Origin of the sequence: uncultured Sphingomonas sp., assembly GCF_934560975.1 — a bacterium.
Lineage (GTDB): Bacteria > Pseudomonadota > Alphaproteobacteria > Sphingomonadales > Sphingomonadaceae > Sphingomonas_I.
This window is the reverse complement of record NZ_CAKTFO010000002.1, coordinates 1-16,742: the sequence shown is the minus strand read 5'-3', so window position 1 is coordinate 16,742 and position 16,742 is coordinate 1. Positions and strand designations below refer to the sequence as shown.

Below are 16,742 nucleotides of genomic sequence, written 5' to 3'. Positions count from 1 at the left end.
GGGATACCATGATCAGTCGGCGTCCCACTCTTCCCCTGTTCAAGTCCGCCATCGGGCCCGCCATCGCCCTGGTGGTGATCGCCTATTTCGCGGGCGCGGCGATCGTAGGGCCGAACGGGATCATGTCGCTCGCCGGCTACAAGACCCAGGCGCGGGAGCGTGAGGCAGTTCTGGCGCGGCTTGATTCGCAGCGCGATCTCCTCCGTCATCATGCCCGCCTGCTCGCGCCCGGCCGGGTCGATCCCGATTATGCGGACGAACTGGTACGGCGTCAGACGGGGCAGGTGGCCCCGAATGACCGCATCATTCCGCTCGACTAATCTTTCTTACAGTTACTGGCCGTTGCGGCGGCGGGCAGGTCACGCCTATAGGGACGCGTTCCGCAGCGCCTTGTGGCGCCCTCAGGAGAGAGATTCCTTTGGCCCGAGCAGCTAAAACGACCCCGTCCCCAGCCGAGGCGGCCTTGCCCCCGGCAACGCCGAACCGCGAACGGCCGCCTGAACCGACGCCCTATGAAGGCACCACGGAAGAGCTGCTGGAATTTTACCGCCAGATGCTGCTGATCCGCCGGTTCGAGGAAAAGGCCGGCCAGCTCTACGGCCTCGGCCTGATCGGCGGCTTCTGCCACCTTTATATTGGTCAGGAGGCGGTGGCCGTGGGCCTGCAGTCCGCGCTCAAGGTCGGGCGTGACTCCGTCGTCACCGGCTATCGCGACCACGGCCATATGCTGGCCTACGGCATTGACCCGAACGTCATCATGGCCGAACTGACCGGCCGCGCCGCCGGCATTTCCAAGGGCAAGGGCGGCTCGATGCACATGTTCTCGGTCGAACATGGCTTCTACGGCGGCCACGGCATCGTCGGCGCGCAGGTGTCGATCGGCGCCGGCCTGGGCTTCAAGCACAAATATGCTGGCGACGGCGGCGTGGCGCTCGTCTATTTCGGCGACGGCGCGGCCAATCAGGGCCAGGTCTACGAAAGCTTCAACATGGCGCAGCTGTGGAAGCTGCCCGTGATCTTCGTGATCGAAAACAACCAATATGCCATGGGCACCAGCGTCAATCGCGCGTCGGCCGAGGACCAGCTGTACAAGCGCGGCGAAAGCTTCCGCATACCCGGTATCCAGGTCGACGGCATGGATGTCTTGGCGGTGCGCGGCGCGGCCGAGACGGCGGTGGAGTGGGTGCAGTCCGGCAAGGGCCCGGTCCTGCTCGAACTCAAGACCTATCGCTATCGCGGCCACTCCATGTCCGATCCGGCCAAATACCGCTCGCGCGAGGAAGTGCAGTCGGTCCGCGACAAGTCCGACCCGATCGACCATCTCGCCCGCATCCTGGCCGAGCAGGGCGTGGGAGAGGACCAGCTGAAGGCGCTCGACAAGGACATCCGCAAGATCGTCGCCGACAGCGCCGCCTTCGCCGAGGAGAGCCCCGAGCCGGAGCTGTCCGAACTCTACACCGACGTCCTCGTCGACACTTATTGAGCGCGAGAGAAGATGCCGATTGAACTGAAGATGCCCGCGCTCTCCCCGACGATGGAGGAGGGCACTTTGTCCAAGTGGCTCGTCAAGGAAGGCGACCAGGTGAAATCCGGCGACGTGATCGCCGAGATCGAGACCGACAAGGCCACCATGGAGTTCGAGGCGGTCGATGAAGGCACCGTCGCCAGCATCGTCGTGCCCGAGGGAACCGACGGCGTGAAGGTCGGCACGGTGATCGCGCTGATCGCCGGCGAGGACGAGGATGCGTCCGCCGCGCCCGCGCCCAAGGGTCCGCCCGTCGAACAGCCGAGCGACCAGAAGACCGAGCCCGAGGGCAATGCCCGGGTGGAGGAGGCGCCCAGGCAGATGGAAACGGGCGCGCGCGATCTGGTCGCCACCGTGGTCGACACCCATGTCGATCCCGAAGTGCCGGAAGGCACCGAGATGGTCCGCATGACCGTGCGCGAGGCGTTGCGCGACGCGATGGCGGAGGAGATGCGCTCCGACGACCGCGTGTTCGTGATGGGCGAGGAGGTCGCGGAATATCAGGGTGCCTACAAGGTTACCCAGGGCCTGCTCGACGAGTTCGGCGACAAGCGCGTGATCGACACGCCGATCACCGAATATGGCTTTGCCGGCATCGGTGCGGGGGCGGCCATGGCCGGCTTGCGGCCGATCGTGGAGTTCATGACGTTCAACTTCGCCATGCAGGCGATCGACCACATCATCAACTCGGCCGCCAAGACCAACTATATGTCGGGCGGGCAGATGCGCTGCCCGATCGTGTTCCGCGGTCCCAACGGTGCCGCCGCCCGTGTCGGCGCGCAGCATTCGCAGAATTACGGACCTTGGTATGCCAGCGTGCCGGGCCTGATCGTGGTCGCGCCTTATTCGGCGGCCGATGCGAAGGGCCTGCTGAAGGCCGCGATCCGTTCCAACGATCCGGTCGTGTTCCTGGAAAACGAGCTGCTCTACGGCCAGTCGTTCGACGTGCCGAAGATGGACGATTATGTGCTGCCGATCGGCAAGGCGCGTGTCGCCAGGCCAGGCAAGGACGTGACCCTGGTCAGCTACACAATTGGCGTGGGCGTGGCGCTGGAAGCGGCCAAGCGGCTGGCGGAAGAGGGCATCGATGCCGAGGTGATCGACCTTCGCACGCTGCGCCCGCTCGACACGGGCACGGTGCTCGCCAGCCTGAAGAAGACCAACCGCATGGTGGTGGTCGAAGAAGGCTGGCCGGTCTGCTCGATCGCCAGCGAGATTGTGGCGGTTGCGATGGAAGAGGGCTTCGATGATCTCGATGCGCCGGTGATCCGCGTCACCAACGAGGATGTGCCGCTGCCCTACGCCGCCAACCTCGAAAAGCTCGCCCTCGTCACGCCCGACCGTGTGGTCGAGGCGGCGAAGAAGGTCTGTTATCGCTAAGGCGGTGCCGTCTTCCGTTTGAGGATGAACGGATGTTTTTGGGGAAGGGCGGCGGTTCGGCTGAACCGCCGCCCTTTCGCTATCTCCATCGGGGCGGCTCCCCGGACGGGAGTGCGACGCGATGGACGAACTGGAGGATCCGGAAGTTTCGCTGGCGATCATGTATGCGCCCGCCGACGCACGAACGGCATTGCGTCTGCTGTTTGCCGTCGATCAGCGTTTCCGGTCGATCGTCGCTTCCACCAACGAGCCGATGATCGGCATGATGCGCCTAGCATGGTGGCGCGAGTCGCTGGAGAAACTGGACCGCGCGACCCCGCCAGCGGAACCATTGCTGGGGGCGGTCAGCCGGGAACTGCTGCCGCGCGGGTTGAGCGGTGCAACCCTGTCCGCGATCGAAGACGGCTGGGCCGCGCTGATCGACGGAGAGGTGGATGCGGGTGCGCTCCTCCGTCACGGCGAGCAACGGGGCGGCACCCTCTTTCAAGTGGCGGGCATCCTTCTCGGCCAAGCGGACGCCAGGTTGACCGACGCGGGCGCGATCTGGGCGCTGGCCGACCTCGGGCACCATCATGCCGATCCGGCGGTGCGCGAGGCGGCGCGGCGGCGAGCGCGCGAACTTGCATCAAGCCTGCCAGGCGGGTCATGGCCGCGCCGGCTGCGCCCGCTGGGCATGCTGACCATGCTGGCCCAGGCGGATGCCGACACTGCCGTGCGCCGGCAAGGGCATCCCCGGCGATTGCTGCGCGGGCTGGCGCTCCGCCTGACGGGGCGGTAACTCCTTCCGAAACGGGGGCAATGACGATGTGGCGGTATCTGGTGGGACTGGCGGCGGGCGTGCTGCTGGTCGCGGGCGGCGTGTTGTGGTGGCGGAACACGGCCGTGGCGGAGCGGGCATTGCCGCCTGCACCTGCCGCCTCCGTCGCGACGACGGACTCCAGTGAGACACCGCCCGAACCGCCCGTCGCCACCGAGAAGACGCGCGAAGAGCGCCGGTTCGGCCGCTATGATCGCGACAAGGACGGGCAGGTCGATCGCGACGAATATCTTGCCGCCCGCCGCAAGGCCTTCGCCAAGCTCGACCTGAACGGCGACGGCACGCTCAGCTTCGACGAATATGCCGCCAAGACATTGGGCAAGTTCAAGGTTGCCGATGCCGACAAGTCCGGCGTCCTCGTCCCGGCCGAGTTTGCGACCACGCGCGTGTGCGCAAGACGCCGCGTGCACCGCGCTGCCCGCAGCCGCGCGATGACGAAGGCTGATGGGTGCGCCTGGCACGTCCGAAACCGGGGGCAACCGCGCCCGCCCTCCGATTGTGCGCGGCAGGATCGGGTGATCCGCCCTTGCGGCATCCGGCCCCGGCCTTACATGGACCTTAGCCGTGGCGACCGTCGCGGTGCAGCTTTTCGGGGGTGACGGGATGGTCGCCCTCTTCGATATCGGACAGGCATGACCACACCGCGCAACGAACTGCTCTTCCTCGCCCTCGGCGGATCGGGGGAGATCGGCATGAACGTCAATCTGTATGGCTGTGACGGCAAGTGGGTGATGGTCGACCTGGGCCTGACCTTTGCCGACGCGGCCTACCCGGGCGTGGACCTGGTGCTGCCCGATCTGGAGTTCATCGAGCGGCAGCGCGACAACCTGCTCGGCATCGTGGTGACGCACGGACATGAGGATCATATCGGCGCGATCCCCTATCTCGCGGCCGACCTGGACGTGCCGATCTTCGCCACCCCGTTCACCGCCGGCCTGATCAAGGGCAAGCTGGACGAGGAGGGCATTTCCGATCAGGTCGAGCTGAACGTGATTGAGAGCGAGGGGTCGTTCCAGCTGGGTCCGTTCGGCTTCCGCTACGTGCCGCTGGCACACTCGATCCCAGAGGGCAATGCGCTGCTGATCGAGACGCCCTACGGCAACATCTTCCACACCGGCGACTGGAAGCTGGACGAGGAGCCTTTGCTCGGCACGCCGTCGACCGCCGAGGAACTGACCGAGATCGGGGATCAGGGCGTGCTCGCTCTGGTGTGCGACAGCACCAACGTGTTCAACGACAGCGCGTCGGGTTCTGAGGGCGCGGTACGCGAGGGGCTGGACGCGGTGATCCGGGCCGCCAAGGGCCGGGTGCTGGTGACCACCTTCGCCTCCAACGCGGCGCGGGTGCAGACCCTGGGTCAGGTGGCGCGGGATTGCGGGCGCCAGCTGTGCGTCGCGGGCCGTTCGCTCGACCGGATCGTGCGTGTCGCCAAGAGCGTGGGCTATTTGCAGGATTTCCCGCCGACGATCGACTTCGACGCGGCGATGAAGCTGCCCCCATCGGAGGTGATGATCGTCGCCACGGGCGGCCAGGGCGAGCCGCGCGCCGCCTTGAGCCGCATCGCGATGGACAGCCACGTGCTGAAGCTGTCGGCCGGCGACACCGTGGTCTTTTCGTCCAAGCAGATTCCCGGCAACGAAATGGCGATCGGCCGCATCCAGAATGCGCTGGCGAAGGCGGGCGTGATCATGATCACCGACCGCCAGGCGCACGTCCACGTCTCCGGCCACCCCGGCCGTCCCGAGCTGGAGTTGATGTACAAGTGGATCCGGCCGGAGATCATCCTGCCGGTCCATGGCGAGTTGCGGCACATGACGGAGCAGGACCGCTTCGCCCGGTCGCTGGGCGTGCCGAGGGGTATCGTCCAGCAGAATGGCGATCTGGTCCGCCTGGCGCCAAATGGTCCCAGGAAGATCGGCAATGAGCGCGCTGGCCGGCTGGTGCTGGATGGTGACATCATCCTGCCGGCGGACGGCTCCACCATGAACGAGCGTCGCCGCATCTCCAATTACGGCGTGATCGCGGTCACGGTCGCGCTGGACAACAACAACCGCCTGAAGGGGCAACCGGCGATCGCCTTGCAGGGCGTGCCGGTCGAGGAGGACAAGGCCGACTTCATCGACGAAGCCGCCGATGCCGCGGCGGAGGCGGTGCGCGGCGCCAAGCGGGACGAGGGCGCGCTGCGTGAGGCCGTGCGCCTGGCGGTCCGCCGCACCGCGAACAACTGGACCGGCAAGAAGCCGGTGGTCGAGGTTGGCATCATCCGCATCTGACAGCAGGCGGGGTGGGGGAGCAGGGCATGCGCTGGACCTCCATCCTCGCCATCTACGCGCTGTTCTGGGCGCTCAGCTTCTTTTTCGTCCTGCCCTTCCGGCTGGGGGGCAAGGGGGAGGACCGGCGGATCACGGGACAGGCGGACAGCGCCCCGTCTGTGTTCAGCCTGGCGCGCACCGCCAAGTGGACCACCCTGGTCGCGGCGGTGCTGTTCGGTCTCTACTACGCCAATTACGTGAACGGCTGGATCCCGGTCGAGACCTTCGACTTCGCGCCTCCGGGGGTGACCAAGGGGCGGCCGTGATGTGGAAGGCCGGCCCCGCCCCCGCGAGGAGGGGCCGCGCTAGTGCCTATCGGAACGGCGGTTCGTTGAAGGCACGCAGCTTGCGACTGTGCAACTGGTCGCCGACATGGCGTAGCTCGTCCAGGGCGGTGATGCCGATCTGGAGATGTTCGGCAATCGCCCGCTCGTAGAAGCGGTTCGCCTGGCCCGGCAGCTTGATCTCTCCATGGATCGGCTTGTCGGACACGCACAGCAGGGTGCCGTAGGGTACGCGGAAGCGGAAGCCCTGCGCGGCCAGGGTTGCGGACTCCATGTCGATCGCCACCGCGCGGCTCTGGCTGAAGCGCAGGGCGGAACTGGCATAGCGCAGTTCCCAGTTGCGATCGTCGGTGGTCACCACCGTGCCCGTGCGCAGCCGCGCCTTCAACTGGTCGCCGCTTTGGCCCGACACGCGCTCCGCCGCGCGGCCGAGCGCCACCTGCACCTCTGCAATGGCGGGCACCGGGATTTCGGGCGGCAGCACGTCGTCCAGCACATGATCGTCGCGCAGATAGGCATGGGCGAGGACATAGTCGCCGATACGCTGGCTGGGCCGCAGGCCGCCGCAATGGCCGATCATCAGCCACGCCTCCGGCCGCATCACGGCGAGGTGGTCGGTGATGGTCTTGGCGTTGGACGGGCCGACCCCGATATTGACCAGGCTGATGCCCGATCGATCGGGGCCCACCAGATGATAGGCCGGCATCTGGTGCCGCCGCCACGCGCTGTCCGCGATAGCGGCGGCGGGATCGGCATCGCCGGGCCGCATCTCCAGCCCGCCCGCGCCGCTGAGCAAGCTATACCCCTTGCCGGCATTCAGCTCGGCATGGGCCCAGTGGACGAATTCATCCACGTAGCGGTGGTAGTTGGTGAACAGGATATATTTCTGGAGGTGCGCGGGCGGGGTGCCGGTATAATGGCGCAAGCGGGCGAGGCTGAAGTCCACCCGTCCCGCCTCGAACAAGGCGAGCGGTCGCGGATGGTCAGGGCCGCTGACGTCCAGCCCGTCGGCAATCTCGTCCCCGATATGCTGCAGGTCGGTCGCGGGGAAAATCCGCGCGAGTTCCACCGCCGCCGCCCCGGTCAGGTCGAGCTCGGCATCCAGTACATAAGGGTAGGCGATTTCCTGGGCGGATCGCCCGATGCTCACCTCCGCCCCGAAATCCTCGATCAGCAGGTCGAGTTGTTCCGCCAGATAGTCGCGGAACAGGCGCGGCTGGGTGACGCTGACCGCATAATCGCCGGGTATGTGCAGGCGGCCATAGGCTCGGCCGGGCGTGGACGCGGCACGCTGTCCGTCATACCGAACCCGGATTTCCGGGTAGCAGAACGCCCCTGCCGCGCGCACGGCGGGATCCGGGCGTTCCCCCGTGGCGATATAATGCGACAAGGCGCCGCGCAGGGCGCGCACGGCATCGCCATACAGGCTTTCCAGCGCATCCACATGCGCCAGGCTGGCGGAACTCGGCATCAGGATCAAATGGCCGCCAGCATATAGTCGGCAGAGCTGACGTTGAACTGGCCGGGTTCCTCGACAAACAACTGCTCAACGATGTTGTCGTTCACGATCATCGCGAAACGCTGACCGCGCATGCCCATGCCGAACCCGGTGGCGTCCAGTTCAAGGCCAAGCGCGCGGATGAAATCGCCATTGCCGTCGGCCAGCATCACCACCGCGTCGCCCGCGCCCGCGCTCTTGCCCCAGGCGTCCATCACGAACACGTCGTTGACCGACACGGCCGCGATCTGGTCGATACCCTTCGCCTTCAGTTCACCCGCCTTGTCGATGAAGCCTGGCAGATGGCGTGCCGAGCAGGTCGGGGTGAAGGCGCCGGGCACCGAGAACAGGGCCGTGCGCTTGCCCGTAAAGAAGCTCTGCATATCCAGCTTTTCCGGGCCGTCTGCCGTCATCCGCGCCAATGTCGCGGCGGGCATCGTATCACCGACCTTGATCGTCATGTTCGTCTCCCCATCTGTGCGGACATCGCCTTACCAGTGCACCAGCCTGGTCGAAAGGGGTGCCTGACGACTGGACCCGGCCACGCCTGCACCTATATTGGCCCTGTGTCACAGGACGATTTCAGCTCGCTGGTTGGCCAGTTCCTGCTCGCCTTGCCCGGCATCGGCGATCCGCGGTTCGAGCAGGCGGTGATCGCCGTCTGCCTGCACAAGCCCGATGGCGCGATGGGGATCGGCCTCGGCAGCGTGGTGCCGCGCCTCGGCCTGCATGCGTTGTTGAAGCAGTTGGAGATCGGGCCGGGGCAGGCGCCGGACGCACCGATCTATGTGGGCGGTCCGGTCGAGCCTCAGCGCGGCTTTGTTCTGCACACGCCGGATTGGCGGGGCGAGGACACGGTGCCGATCGGCAAGACGCTGTCCCTGACCACCACGCTCGACGTACTGCGCGCGATTGCGGCGGGTGAGGGCCCCGATCACTGGCTGGTGGCCCTGGGCTATGCCGGCTGGGGCGAGGGGCAGCTGGACGAAGAATTACTCCGCCACGGCTGGATGACCGTGCCGGTGATCGACGAACTGATGTTCGAGACCGCGCCCGGCGAACGCTGGTCGCGCGCTTATGCGGCCGCCGGGATCGACGTCCGCCTGCTCGCCTCCACCAGCGGACACGCCTGACCGGCACCGATACGGCCGGCCGGCGCCCTTTGCCTGATGACGCCCCTAGTCGCCACAGTGCGGGGTGAGGTCACTCAGCGCCGAACTGCCGCGCCTGGCCATGCCGCTCCACCTGATCGTGGGTCGGCGCGATGCAACCACGTTCCGTGCGCGGCTGGGCCGCAATCGCTATGCGCCCGCAGGCAGACCGTGCCGCAGGCGGAGGAGAACAGGCGGCGGCGTGTGCCGGGCGCCGGGGTGATGCGGCTGGACGCACTCGGCCATGCCTCGCAGGTCCGGATCCCCGCATTGTTCCGGGAGACGCTGATCGAGGTGATCGGCGGCTGAGACTGAACGCAGGTAAAGCGGCTGAGCAGATTGACCGTGTCGAGATCCGGTCGATCTTCGGGTAACAAGATGTCGCACTTCGTTCGTTACATCATGGTCCATTTCGGGATAATTCCGCCAACCTGATCTTGTCATCTTCCTGCATTCTGATGCGGAATTTTATTTGCCGGTCGGGTCCAGATGATCACAACGTTGTCCCTTGATCTCCATCGCCTGGCTTCAGCCGTGGCTAAAGCCGAAGCGTTGGTGGGCGTCAGCAACGGCCTGTCCCATCCCGAAATGCGGCATGTGCGGCTGAAGACCTTTGCCGCAATCGCCGGCTGCCGGCTGACCCTGCACAATCAGGCCGACCTGATCGGGGAGGATGATCCGGCACGGGCATCGCTGATGCGGGGTTTGGCATGGCGCTGGATCATGCTGGATTCGCGCTTCCGCGCCTTCGTCGGCAAGCACCGGATCGATGCGTCGTGCAAGCATGATTATGCCGCCGACGCCAATGCCATGATCGCCGCTATCCGCGAGCATATCGCTGCAACCATGCTGGTGGCGGCGGACCCGGGCCGATTCGCCATCGGCGATGCGATGCCGCGGTCGGCCTACAAAGGCGGGATGGTCTACGGCGGATAAGACGCTAAGCCAGGTCAGGGCCGTGGCGCATCGATCAAGCAGAGCTGACGCTAATCGGTCTAGTTCTAGCAAGACGGCGAGGGATCAGGGGCGGCAACCTCACCCGATCTCATGCTCTGTAATCTTGCAAGTGGCGCGCCCGGAACGATTCGAACGTCCGACCCTCAGATTCGTAGTTTGCGAAAGCGCCTACTCGGGTACGTTACGCGACGTTATTCTAGCACAATCCTGAACGAGAAATCAGCCATTTAGCCTCTTGATAGTTTGTTGCACGTTATTGAAGCTGCTCCCTGGTTGTTACAAATTTGCTAGAGGAAGCGGCTATGGCCAAGCTGACAAAGACGTTCGTGGAGAAGGTGCAGCCGCCCGCTAGTGGCCACGTGGTGCACTGGGACGGCGGGCACGATCGGGCCGTGAAGGGCTACGGCCTGCGGGTATCGTCGCAGGGCAAGCGGGTCTTCATTGCAATGGGGCGGGTGCACGGCAAGCAGGTCCAGTACACGATCGGGCCGTTCGGCCAGTTCACCGAGGACGAAGCTCGGTCAAAGGCGCGCACGATCTTGCAGCAGATGCGCGACGGCATCGATCCCCGGGACGTGAAGAAGGCCGACGAGGCTGCCAAGGTGACGCTACAGCAGGTGTGCGACGCCTATGTGGGCCGCCCCGGCAAGCTGAAGGACAGCAGCAAGGCCGAGATCGAGCGGCATGTGGCCAAGGTGTTCGCCGCCTGGCAGCACAAGCCTATCGCCGAGATAACGGAAGAGCAGGTGCGTAAACGCTATAGGGGGATGGCAACCAAGGGGCTGACGGGCAAGCCGGCGCCGGGGCAGGCCAACATCTCGATGACCACGCTCCGGGCGCTCATCAACTTCGCGGCACGGCAGTATAAGCGCGCGGACGGCTCACCGCTGATTACACACAACCCCGTGGACGCGCTGCGGGATGACTGGGTGCAGCTGAAGCCGCGGACCCGCGACATTGACACGAAGAAGGTGGGCGAAGTCTGGCACAGGCTGACCACAGCCCGCGCCGACCTCATCGCCGCGCAGCAGCGTGAGGACGGCCGCGTGAACCCTCAGGACGCCGACAAGCAGGCCGGCGTGGACTTGGTGCTGTTCCTCCTGCTCACCGGCGCCCGGCGCAACGAGGGGGCCAAGCTCCAATGGCGGAACGTCAACCTCGACGAGGGCTGGTTCCACCTACCCGACCCCAAGAACGCCAACCCCGTATGGATACCGCTTTCCTCCCAGGCTAGGGCCTTGCTGGCGGGCCGTCCACGCGCCGATGGCAACCCGCACGTGTTCGCCTCTCGGAGCAGGGCAGGGCACGTTATGGACACCCGTGCGCCGCTGGACCGCATAAGCAAGCTGGTGGGTGCCACGCTGTCGGCCCATGATTTGAGACGTACGTTTGTTTCGGTGGGCGTGGCCACATGCGGCATTGACCTGCACAAGGTGGAGCTGCTCACCAATCACGTGCCGAAGGGCGTCACGGCGAAGCATTACCTCCAGACCTCACGGCTTCAGTACCTAGAGCCGGAAGTGCAGCGCATCGGCGACTGGATGGAGGAGCAGGGCCGCGTCGCAGAGGCTAAGGCTACCGGCGGCAACGTGGTGGCGCTGCGGGCGTAGCGAAGCAACGCTGGCGCCAAGGGGGCGTCCAGCGCCGAAAAGGGGTGGGAGGCACCTAGGGTCGAGTAGGCCCCCTCAGCGAGGTAGACGCCCCCTTGGCGAGCATCCTAAAGCTTGATCGATCGCGAAATCTGTTCGGAATCATTCACTGTCGACTAAGAAATACTTGCATGCGGTTAGACTAACTTAATGAATAACCGAGTATGTAAAAATTATTACTTGTGTAACCTGCAATTACGTTACATATATTGGGGGCCAGCTAAATTGAAAGCGCCGTGCCACCCGTTGTCTCCTCGCCGTTGAAGGCGTGGGCTGGTAACACATCGGTCAAGCCGGTCGCGGGCGAATACCTCGGCGGAATTGTCGGGGCCACCTTTCAGACGGAGGCCTTGACGTGACCGATTCATCCTTTGATCAACTGTGCGAGCTGTTCGCCTACACGCCGAAGGGGCGTCCCCTCGACAGCGAGGAGGTGGCGGCGCTGCTATGCGTCCACCCCGGCACGATGGCGCAATATCGCCTGCGCGGGATTGGTCCAAGGCATTTCAGCCCGCCTGGCACCCGCCGGGTCTGGTACGCGGAGCGTGACGTGCTGGCATGGATCGCCTCCGGCGCCAAGCGGAGCACCAGCGAGCAGGTGGCGGCTTAGCCGCCCCACAAATCCGATACGTGCGGGACGCGGCACAAAAGGCAAGTGCGATGAGCGACTTAGGTCTGCTCGCGGCAGCCGTTCGACCGTATTACTCACATCAGCCAAAGAAAAGCGACGGAGTGGACGCCAATCACACTCCGCCGAGTAGTCAAAGGTGCTACCAAGCAATGTACGCTATACTACAGGGCGGCGAGCAGCCGCAAGCAGGCCTGTGGCCACAAGCGCTGCAAGTACATGGGGGAGGCTCGCGCCATGGCCAATTTTGCTGACTTCAATGCGCCAGTTGACTTGCCCAAGCCTCGGCCCCTCGTCGAAGCTCAGCGCGCCGAGCCATACCCGGTCAATTTGCTTCCACCGATAATCGGGGAAGCGGTCGAGGAAGTCGCCAGCTACGTACAGGCACCAGTCGCGATGATCGCAGCCAGTGCTCTGGCCGCTGTCTCCACTGCCGTCCAAACGCGCTACAGCGTTCGCCCCGATGCCGCCGTCTGCGGCCCGGCATCGCTGTTCTTTCTGACCGTGGCCGAAAGCGGCGAGCGCAAATCGACCGTGGATAAGGTCTTCACCGGGCCGATCCGGAATTGGGAGGCCGAGCAGCGGAAGCTGCTGCGGGAACGCCTTGCTAAATACGAAGCCGCGAAGAAGGATTGGGAGCGCCAAGGCGAGGAACTCGACCGGAACATCGCTGGCGGCTTCCTGACGACCCTGCTCGACACCGCCCAAGATCCCCGCGTCGCCCATGCTCTTGCCATGCCGCAAATGCCCAAGCGGGTGCGGGTGCTACGCAGCGACGACACCCAGGAGGCGCTCGCCATGGCGCTACAAGACCATCCCGTGGCGTCCATAATGAGCGCGGAGGCGGGCGTGATCTTCGGATCGCACAGCATGAAGGCGGAGAGCGTCACGGCGAATCTAGCGCAGGTCAACGTCATGTGGGACGGTGGCGTGATCCAGCGTGACCGGATCGGCAGCGGCGAGGTACAGGTCGAGGGAATGCGGGTCACGATGGGCTTGCAGGTGCAGCCCGCCGTCCTCAGCAATTTCGTGGAGAAGACTGGCGGCTTGGCGAGGGGCATCGGCTACTTCGCCCGCTTCCTGTTCTCCCAGCCGGAGTCCACGCAAGGTGCCCGCTTCTACGTGGAACCGCCTGCTGCCCAGCCTGCCGCCGCCGCCTTCCGTGAACGACTGACCACGCTGCTCCGCGAAGAGGCCGTGTTCGACGAATATGACCGCCTGGAGACGCAGTACATCGGCTTCGACGCTATGGCTCAAAAGACGTGGATCGGCTTCCACAACGAGGTGGAGGAGCAGCTACAGGCCGACGAGCAATACGCCGGCATCAAAGACGTGGCGAGCAAGGCAGCCGACAATGCCGCGCGGCTCGCCTGTTGCCTCCATGTCTTCCAGAACGGACCTGCTACGCCGATTGGCATCGAGCCCATGCTAGCCGCTTGCAAGCTGATGCGCTGGTACTTGGACGAGGCGGTGCGCTTCGGCCATGCGGCGAGCGCGGCCCCAGAACTCGCTGACGCGCAGCTGCTCCAAGAGTGGTTGGTGCGGGAAATGACCGCGCGCGGCAGGGCTGGGACCAGCCTGAGCATGTCGAAGAACGACATACGCCGCAGAGGCCCGAACAAGTTGCGCCAAGCGAAGAGCAGACGACTAGACGACGCCCTCGAACTACTCGCAGATCACCACAGGATCATGATAGCGTCGAGGCCGGGCAAAAAGGGCGCAGACGTTGCTCTTCGGGCGGAGGTCTGGAAGGAATACCAGGCGTGACACCGCGTCGGGGCAGCTATCGTCGCAGATCGTCGCAACCCAAATATGCGTCGTCGCTACGATCGTCGCAGCTAATAACCACGCGATCACAACGGCTTAAGCGCCATCGTCGCAATAGTCGCGGTCGCAATTGGGGCGGGGTTGGCCATGGTCGCAATGGGAGCGTCGCAGCTCAACCGATAAAACATAATACTCCTCCTCCTCTTGGCGCGATTGGGAAGCCCGGCGAGGCCACGTACCCCGAAACCGCGACGATTGCGACGATAAGGCGTAACCTAGCAGGAAACCGCCACTTTCGCCGTCGCAGCTGCCTGCGACGGGCCGCTACGGTTGCGACGGTGGCAGCTCCGACCGCAACGCTTCCGGCAACTGTGGCCATCATCCCCGTTCCGCCGCTGTGCAGGCCTCCAGCCGCTGCTCGGCCGGTGCTGGCACATTGCGGCCAGCCCAAGGCCGAGCGCGCCAGACGCCCCGTTCCCGGCACCAGCGTAGCCGTTTCACAGGCCGCCGCAGCGCACGGTTGCGGCGCTTGGGCCAACCTGTGGTCATCGCCGTTCAGCCGCCACGTGGCCAACCTCCAAATACAGCATCTGGACAGTCACAGGGAACGGCTAGGTGTAACACGCTGATACACAAACAAAACAGTTGCTTGATGCAAAACCAACAAGGTAGTTTCTCACAACTGCCTAACAAAATCAGGCTCAGGAGTCGAAAAATCATGAGCGTGCCTCAGATAAACACTGCCATATCTCCGGCGCTGGATCCGATGACCTACCAGAGCGTCGAGGGATACGATGACAGCACGCGAGGCTACGTCGATGACATTATTTCCCTCTTCAATGACACATATGCGACTTTGGGAAAGCTTGTCGGTGCTCGAAAGCTGGCCGATAGCAATCCGGCGTGGACGGAGGAGCAGCGGCTGGCTGGACGCCTCGACCGAACGATGCGCGACCTGGATGCTCGTATTGAGCAGGTGCAAGGCGAATTGGCACGGCCTGTCCAGCAAGGCGCAATGGCAGGTCCGTTAGCATCGGAGGTGCGTTCACATTTTAAGTCGTTGAACAGTCCTGCGCGGTTGAAGCTTATCCGCGAGGCGCTGGCGGCTGACGACGAGGCAACCTTGCAGGCTGTGCTGGGAGCGCAATCCTTCCTGTCCGGCATGTCGGCGATTGATCGTGATTATTTCACCATCCTTTACCATGCCAAGAAGGCGCCGCACCTTGTGGCCAGGCTGGAGCTAATGACCCGTGTGCGCGATTTAATGGACAAGAACGGCGCCAACGGCACCGTCTTTCATCGCGCCTTTGAGAAAGCAGTCGCCGCGCCGCCGAAACAGGTGAGCGCCATCAAGACGGCGAATCGTCTCGCGGAAGAAGCGCTCAAGATTGAGCCGGCAGCCTGATCCATGACTGATATAACAGGTGAGCGTACCGGCGCATCTATCCCACAACCGTGGCTGGAAGGGCAGGGTGAGCCCACCGTTCCGGGTTTGTCCACACCGGCACCTGCCGGTCGCTGGTACAAAGGAATGCCCTCACCCAACAAAGCGGGGCGTCCGCCCGGGATCACTGATCGTAAGTCCAAGCTGGCACAGCGGATGCTGGCCGACGCGGACGGTATCGTGGCGGCGTTGGCGGAAAGGGCCTTGGACGGGGACTCCGGAGCGGCCAGCATCATCCTGTCGCGAGTCCTCCCTCCGCTACGCAGCCAAGCGGAGAAGGTCGCTTTCCCGTTCGACGCCAGTGCTCCCGTAGCGCGTCAGGTTAAGCAGGTTCTGGACGCGTGCGCGAGCGGAACGGTAGCTCCCGATGTGGCCAAGCTGGTTATCGAGTCCATCAAGGCGCTCGCCGAGGTGCGCGCAGTTGAGGAGCTGGAGCAGCGCGTGGTGCTGCTTGAGGCGCGGCCGGTATGACCACCTTCCGCACCCGCGATGGCCTGAGCGTCCTCCGTCCGGAGTTCGGCGACGTAATGCTGGTGCACCGAAAAGGACCTCACGCCGCCGCCGTGATTAACGATCCCGGCGGCGTGGTCTCCGCCGCCATCCGCATCTGCCGGGGCAAAGACCGGCACCGTAAAGAGGAGAATAAGCCGTGAGCTACGCCACCTGGGACCCGCCTTACCGCGTTACGACCATAAGCCCCAGCAGGATCGACCTTTTCGTGGTAACCCTCATCGACGGCAAGCCGGCTACTGTGGTGCCGATCATGGAGTATGATGAAGCACTGGCCAAGGCGCGGTCGTTCCACCGCGACCATCCCAAGTGCCAGATCAAGGTGCTGCCGCTGTCAGGTCCGGAGTGCCGCAACCTGCTCGGCATCAAGCCCTCTGACTCCCCCGAGCCGCTCAACGCAACCGACCGCCAGCAGATGGTGGACAAGCTAATGCAGATCGCTCGCGAGAGCAGCGACCTAGAGGCCAGCACGAGAAGCGTCATGATGCTACATGTACGACAATTTCACCACCGTGGTGGGAAGGCGGGATAATCTCCGCCCCGTTTTTACGAGTTATGATTAAGTCGGATAGAACAAGGTTAGAACGCTTAGCCCTTGCCCGCTGCCGCTGGCTAAGCCCAAGCCCAACAGAGTCAGCCAACAGCTACACTGGCAATGGTTGCTAGAAATCCGCTAGAATTCCAACCCGCAAGAAAGAGGGCGGCTCCAGCCACCTTAGGATCCTGCTGATTTGCCAAGCAAAAGTGGCGCGCCCGGAACGATTCGAACGTCCGACCCTCAGATTCGTAGTCTGATGCTCTATCCAGCTGAGCTACGGGC

General features: G+C 64.4%; 18 protein-coding genes. 16 read left to right on the top strand and 2 right to left on the bottom strand.

The features are described from left to right. The first annotated feature begins 8 nt into the window (after window positions 1-8). The 7 genes from Q0D93_RS02035 (at window position 9) to Q0D93_RS02005 (ending at window position 6,300) form a co-directional block, all read left to right on the top strand. Complete coding sequence (locus Q0D93_RS02035; RefSeq protein WP_294390705.1) at window positions 9-320, top strand: septation ring formation regulator EzrA; 312 nt, start codon at window positions 9-11, stop codon at window positions 318-320. Between the two features lie 98 nt (window positions 321-418). After that, window positions 419-1,483 (top strand): pyruvate dehydrogenase (acetyl-transferring) E1 component subunit alpha, encoded by a 1,065-nt coding sequence (gene pdhA, locus Q0D93_RS02030; protein ID WP_294390702.1) that lies wholly within the window; start codon window positions 419-421, stop codon window positions 1,481-1,483. A gap of 12 nt (window positions 1,484-1,495) precedes the next feature. Then, on the top strand, window positions 1,496-2,905 hold the full coding sequence (locus Q0D93_RS02025; RefSeq protein WP_294390699.1) for a pyruvate dehydrogenase complex E1 component subunit beta: 1,410 nt from the start codon (window positions 1,496-1,498) through the stop codon (window positions 2,903-2,905). Between the two features lie 121 nt (window positions 2,906-3,026). Further along, window positions 3,027-3,683, top strand: a complete 657-nt coding sequence (locus Q0D93_RS02020) for a squalene/phytoene synthase family protein (protein ID WP_294390697.1) — start codon at window positions 3,027-3,029, stop codon at window positions 3,681-3,683. A 20-nt stretch (window positions 3,684-3,703) separates the two neighbouring features. Further along, window positions 3,704-4,321, top strand: coding sequence for an EF-hand domain-containing protein (locus Q0D93_RS02015; protein ID WP_294390695.1), 618 nt, complete (start codon window positions 3,704-3,706; stop codon window positions 4,319-4,321). A 33-nt stretch (window positions 4,322-4,354) separates the two neighbouring features. Then, on the top strand, window positions 4,355-5,995 hold the full coding sequence (locus Q0D93_RS02010) for a ribonuclease J (RefSeq protein WP_294390691.1): 1,641 nt from the start codon (window positions 4,355-4,357) through the stop codon (window positions 5,993-5,995). Window positions 5,996-6,021: 26 nt separating this feature from the next. Beyond that, complete coding sequence (locus Q0D93_RS02005) at window positions 6,022-6,300, top strand: DUF1467 family protein (protein ID WP_294390688.1); 279 nt, start codon at window positions 6,022-6,024, stop codon at window positions 6,298-6,300. A 46-nt stretch (window positions 6,301-6,346) separates the two neighbouring features. On the opposite strand, the gene Q0D93_RS02000 is transcribed toward Q0D93_RS02005, so the two are convergent. Together Q0D93_RS02000 and Q0D93_RS01995 are read right to left on the bottom strand one after the other, a co-directional pair. Continuing rightward, window positions 6,347-7,789, bottom strand: a complete 1,443-nt coding sequence (locus Q0D93_RS02000; RefSeq protein ID WP_294391214.1) for an AMP nucleosidase — start codon at window positions 7,787-7,789, stop codon at window positions 6,347-6,349. A gap of 5 nt (window positions 7,790-7,794) precedes the next feature. Beyond that, a complete protein-coding gene (locus Q0D93_RS01995) occupies window positions 7,795-8,277 on the bottom strand; it encodes a peroxiredoxin (protein WP_294390685.1) in 483 nt (160 codons plus the stop codon). 105 nt (window positions 8,278-8,382) lie between these two features. Between Q0D93_RS01995 and Q0D93_RS01990 the strand changes: the two genes are divergently transcribed. The 9 genes from Q0D93_RS01990 (at window position 8,383) to Q0D93_RS01950 (ending at window position 16,454) form a co-directional block, all read left to right on the top strand. Further along, on the top strand, window positions 8,383-8,949 hold the full coding sequence (locus Q0D93_RS01990) for a YqgE/AlgH family protein (protein ID WP_294390682.1): 567 nt from the start codon (window positions 8,383-8,385) through the stop codon (window positions 8,947-8,949). A 552-nt stretch (window positions 8,950-9,501) separates the two neighbouring features. After that, window positions 9,502-9,903 carry a hypothetical protein gene (locus tag Q0D93_RS01985; RefSeq protein WP_294390680.1) on the top strand — a complete coding sequence of 134 codons (402 nt, stop codon included), beginning with the start codon at window positions 9,502-9,504 and terminating at the stop codon, window positions 9,901-9,903. A gap of 323 nt (window positions 9,904-10,226) precedes the next feature. Beyond that, window positions 10,227-11,534: an integrase family protein gene (locus tag Q0D93_RS01980; RefSeq protein ID WP_294390677.1), complete on the top strand. Its 1,308-nt coding sequence runs from the start codon at window positions 10,227-10,229 to the stop codon at window positions 11,532-11,534. Window positions 11,535-11,928: 394 nt separating this feature from the next. After that, the gene (locus tag Q0D93_RS01975; RefSeq protein ID WP_294390674.1) at window positions 11,929-12,183 is read left to right on the top strand and encodes a hypothetical protein; all 255 of its coding nucleotides are present in this window, start codon (window positions 11,929-11,931) and stop codon (window positions 12,181-12,183) included. Window positions 12,184-12,438: 255 nt separating this feature from the next. After that, on the top strand, window positions 12,439-13,968 hold the full coding sequence (locus Q0D93_RS01970) for a YfjI family protein (protein ID WP_294390672.1): 1,530 nt from the start codon (window positions 12,439-12,441) through the stop codon (window positions 13,966-13,968). A gap of 718 nt (window positions 13,969-14,686) precedes the next feature. Next, window positions 14,687-15,373 carry a hypothetical protein gene (locus Q0D93_RS01965; protein WP_294390669.1) on the top strand — a complete coding sequence of 229 codons (687 nt, stop codon included), beginning with the start codon at window positions 14,687-14,689 and terminating at the stop codon, window positions 15,371-15,373. A gap of 195 nt (window positions 15,374-15,568) precedes the next feature. Then, complete coding sequence (locus Q0D93_RS01960) at window positions 15,569-15,883, top strand: hypothetical protein (RefSeq protein ID WP_294390668.1); 315 nt, start codon at window positions 15,569-15,571, stop codon at window positions 15,881-15,883. Beyond that, on the top strand, window positions 15,880-16,065 hold the full coding sequence (locus Q0D93_RS01955; protein ID WP_294390664.1) for a hypothetical protein: 186 nt from the start codon (window positions 15,880-15,882) through the stop codon (window positions 16,063-16,065). Before Q0D93_RS01960 ends, Q0D93_RS01955 begins: the two co-directional genes overlap by 4 nt. After that, entirely contained in the window at window positions 16,062-16,454 is a 393-nt protein-coding gene (locus Q0D93_RS01950; RefSeq protein WP_294390662.1) for a hypothetical protein, read from the top strand. The genes Q0D93_RS01955 and Q0D93_RS01950 overlap by 4 nt, the downstream gene beginning before the upstream one ends. Window positions 16,455-16,742: the final 288 nt, after the last annotated feature.

Excerpts from the sequence above, each read along its gene's own strand:
- Q0D93_RS02035 (WP_294390705.1), top strand. The coding sequence starts at position 9 with ATGATCAGTCGGCGTCCCACTCTTCCCCTGTTCAAGTCCGCCATCGGG.
- Q0D93_RS01995 (WP_294390685.1), bottom strand. The coding sequence starts at position 8,277 with ATGACGATCAAGGTCGGTGATACGATGCCCGCCGCGACATTGGCGCGG.
- Q0D93_RS01965 (WP_294390669.1), top strand. The coding sequence starts at position 14,687 with ATGAGCGTGCCTCAGATAAACACTGCCATATCTCCGGCGCTGGATCCG.
- Q0D93_RS01980 (WP_294390677.1), top strand. The coding sequence starts at position 10,227 with ATGGCCAAGCTGACAAAGACGTTCGTGGAGAAGGTGCAGCCGCCCGCT.
- Q0D93_RS02000 (WP_294391214.1), bottom strand. The coding sequence starts at position 7,789 with ATGCCGAGTTCCGCCAGCCTGGCGCATGTGGATGCGCTGGAAAGCCTG.
- Q0D93_RS02025 (WP_294390699.1), top strand. The coding sequence starts at position 1,496 with ATGCCGATTGAACTGAAGATGCCCGCGCTCTCCCCGACGATGGAGGAG.
- Q0D93_RS02010 (WP_294390691.1), top strand. The coding sequence starts at position 4,355 with ATGACCACACCGCGCAACGAACTGCTCTTCCTCGCCCTCGGCGGATCG.
- Q0D93_RS02015 (WP_294390695.1), top strand. The coding sequence starts at position 3,704 with ATGACGATGTGGCGGTATCTGGTGGGACTGGCGGCGGGCGTGCTGCTG.
- Q0D93_RS01970 (WP_294390672.1), top strand. The coding sequence starts at position 12,439 with ATGGCCAATTTTGCTGACTTCAATGCGCCAGTTGACTTGCCCAAGCCT.
- Q0D93_RS01955 (WP_294390664.1), top strand. The coding sequence starts at position 15,880 with ATGACCACCTTCCGCACCCGCGATGGCCTGAGCGTCCTCCGTCCGGAG.
- Q0D93_RS02005 (WP_294390688.1), top strand. The coding sequence starts at position 6,022 with ATGCGCTGGACCTCCATCCTCGCCATCTACGCGCTGTTCTGGGCGCTC.
- Q0D93_RS02020 (WP_294390697.1), top strand. The coding sequence starts at position 3,027 with ATGGACGAACTGGAGGATCCGGAAGTTTCGCTGGCGATCATGTATGCG.
- Q0D93_RS01960 (WP_294390668.1), top strand. The coding sequence starts at position 15,569 with ATGCTGGCCGACGCGGACGGTATCGTGGCGGCGTTGGCGGAAAGGGCC.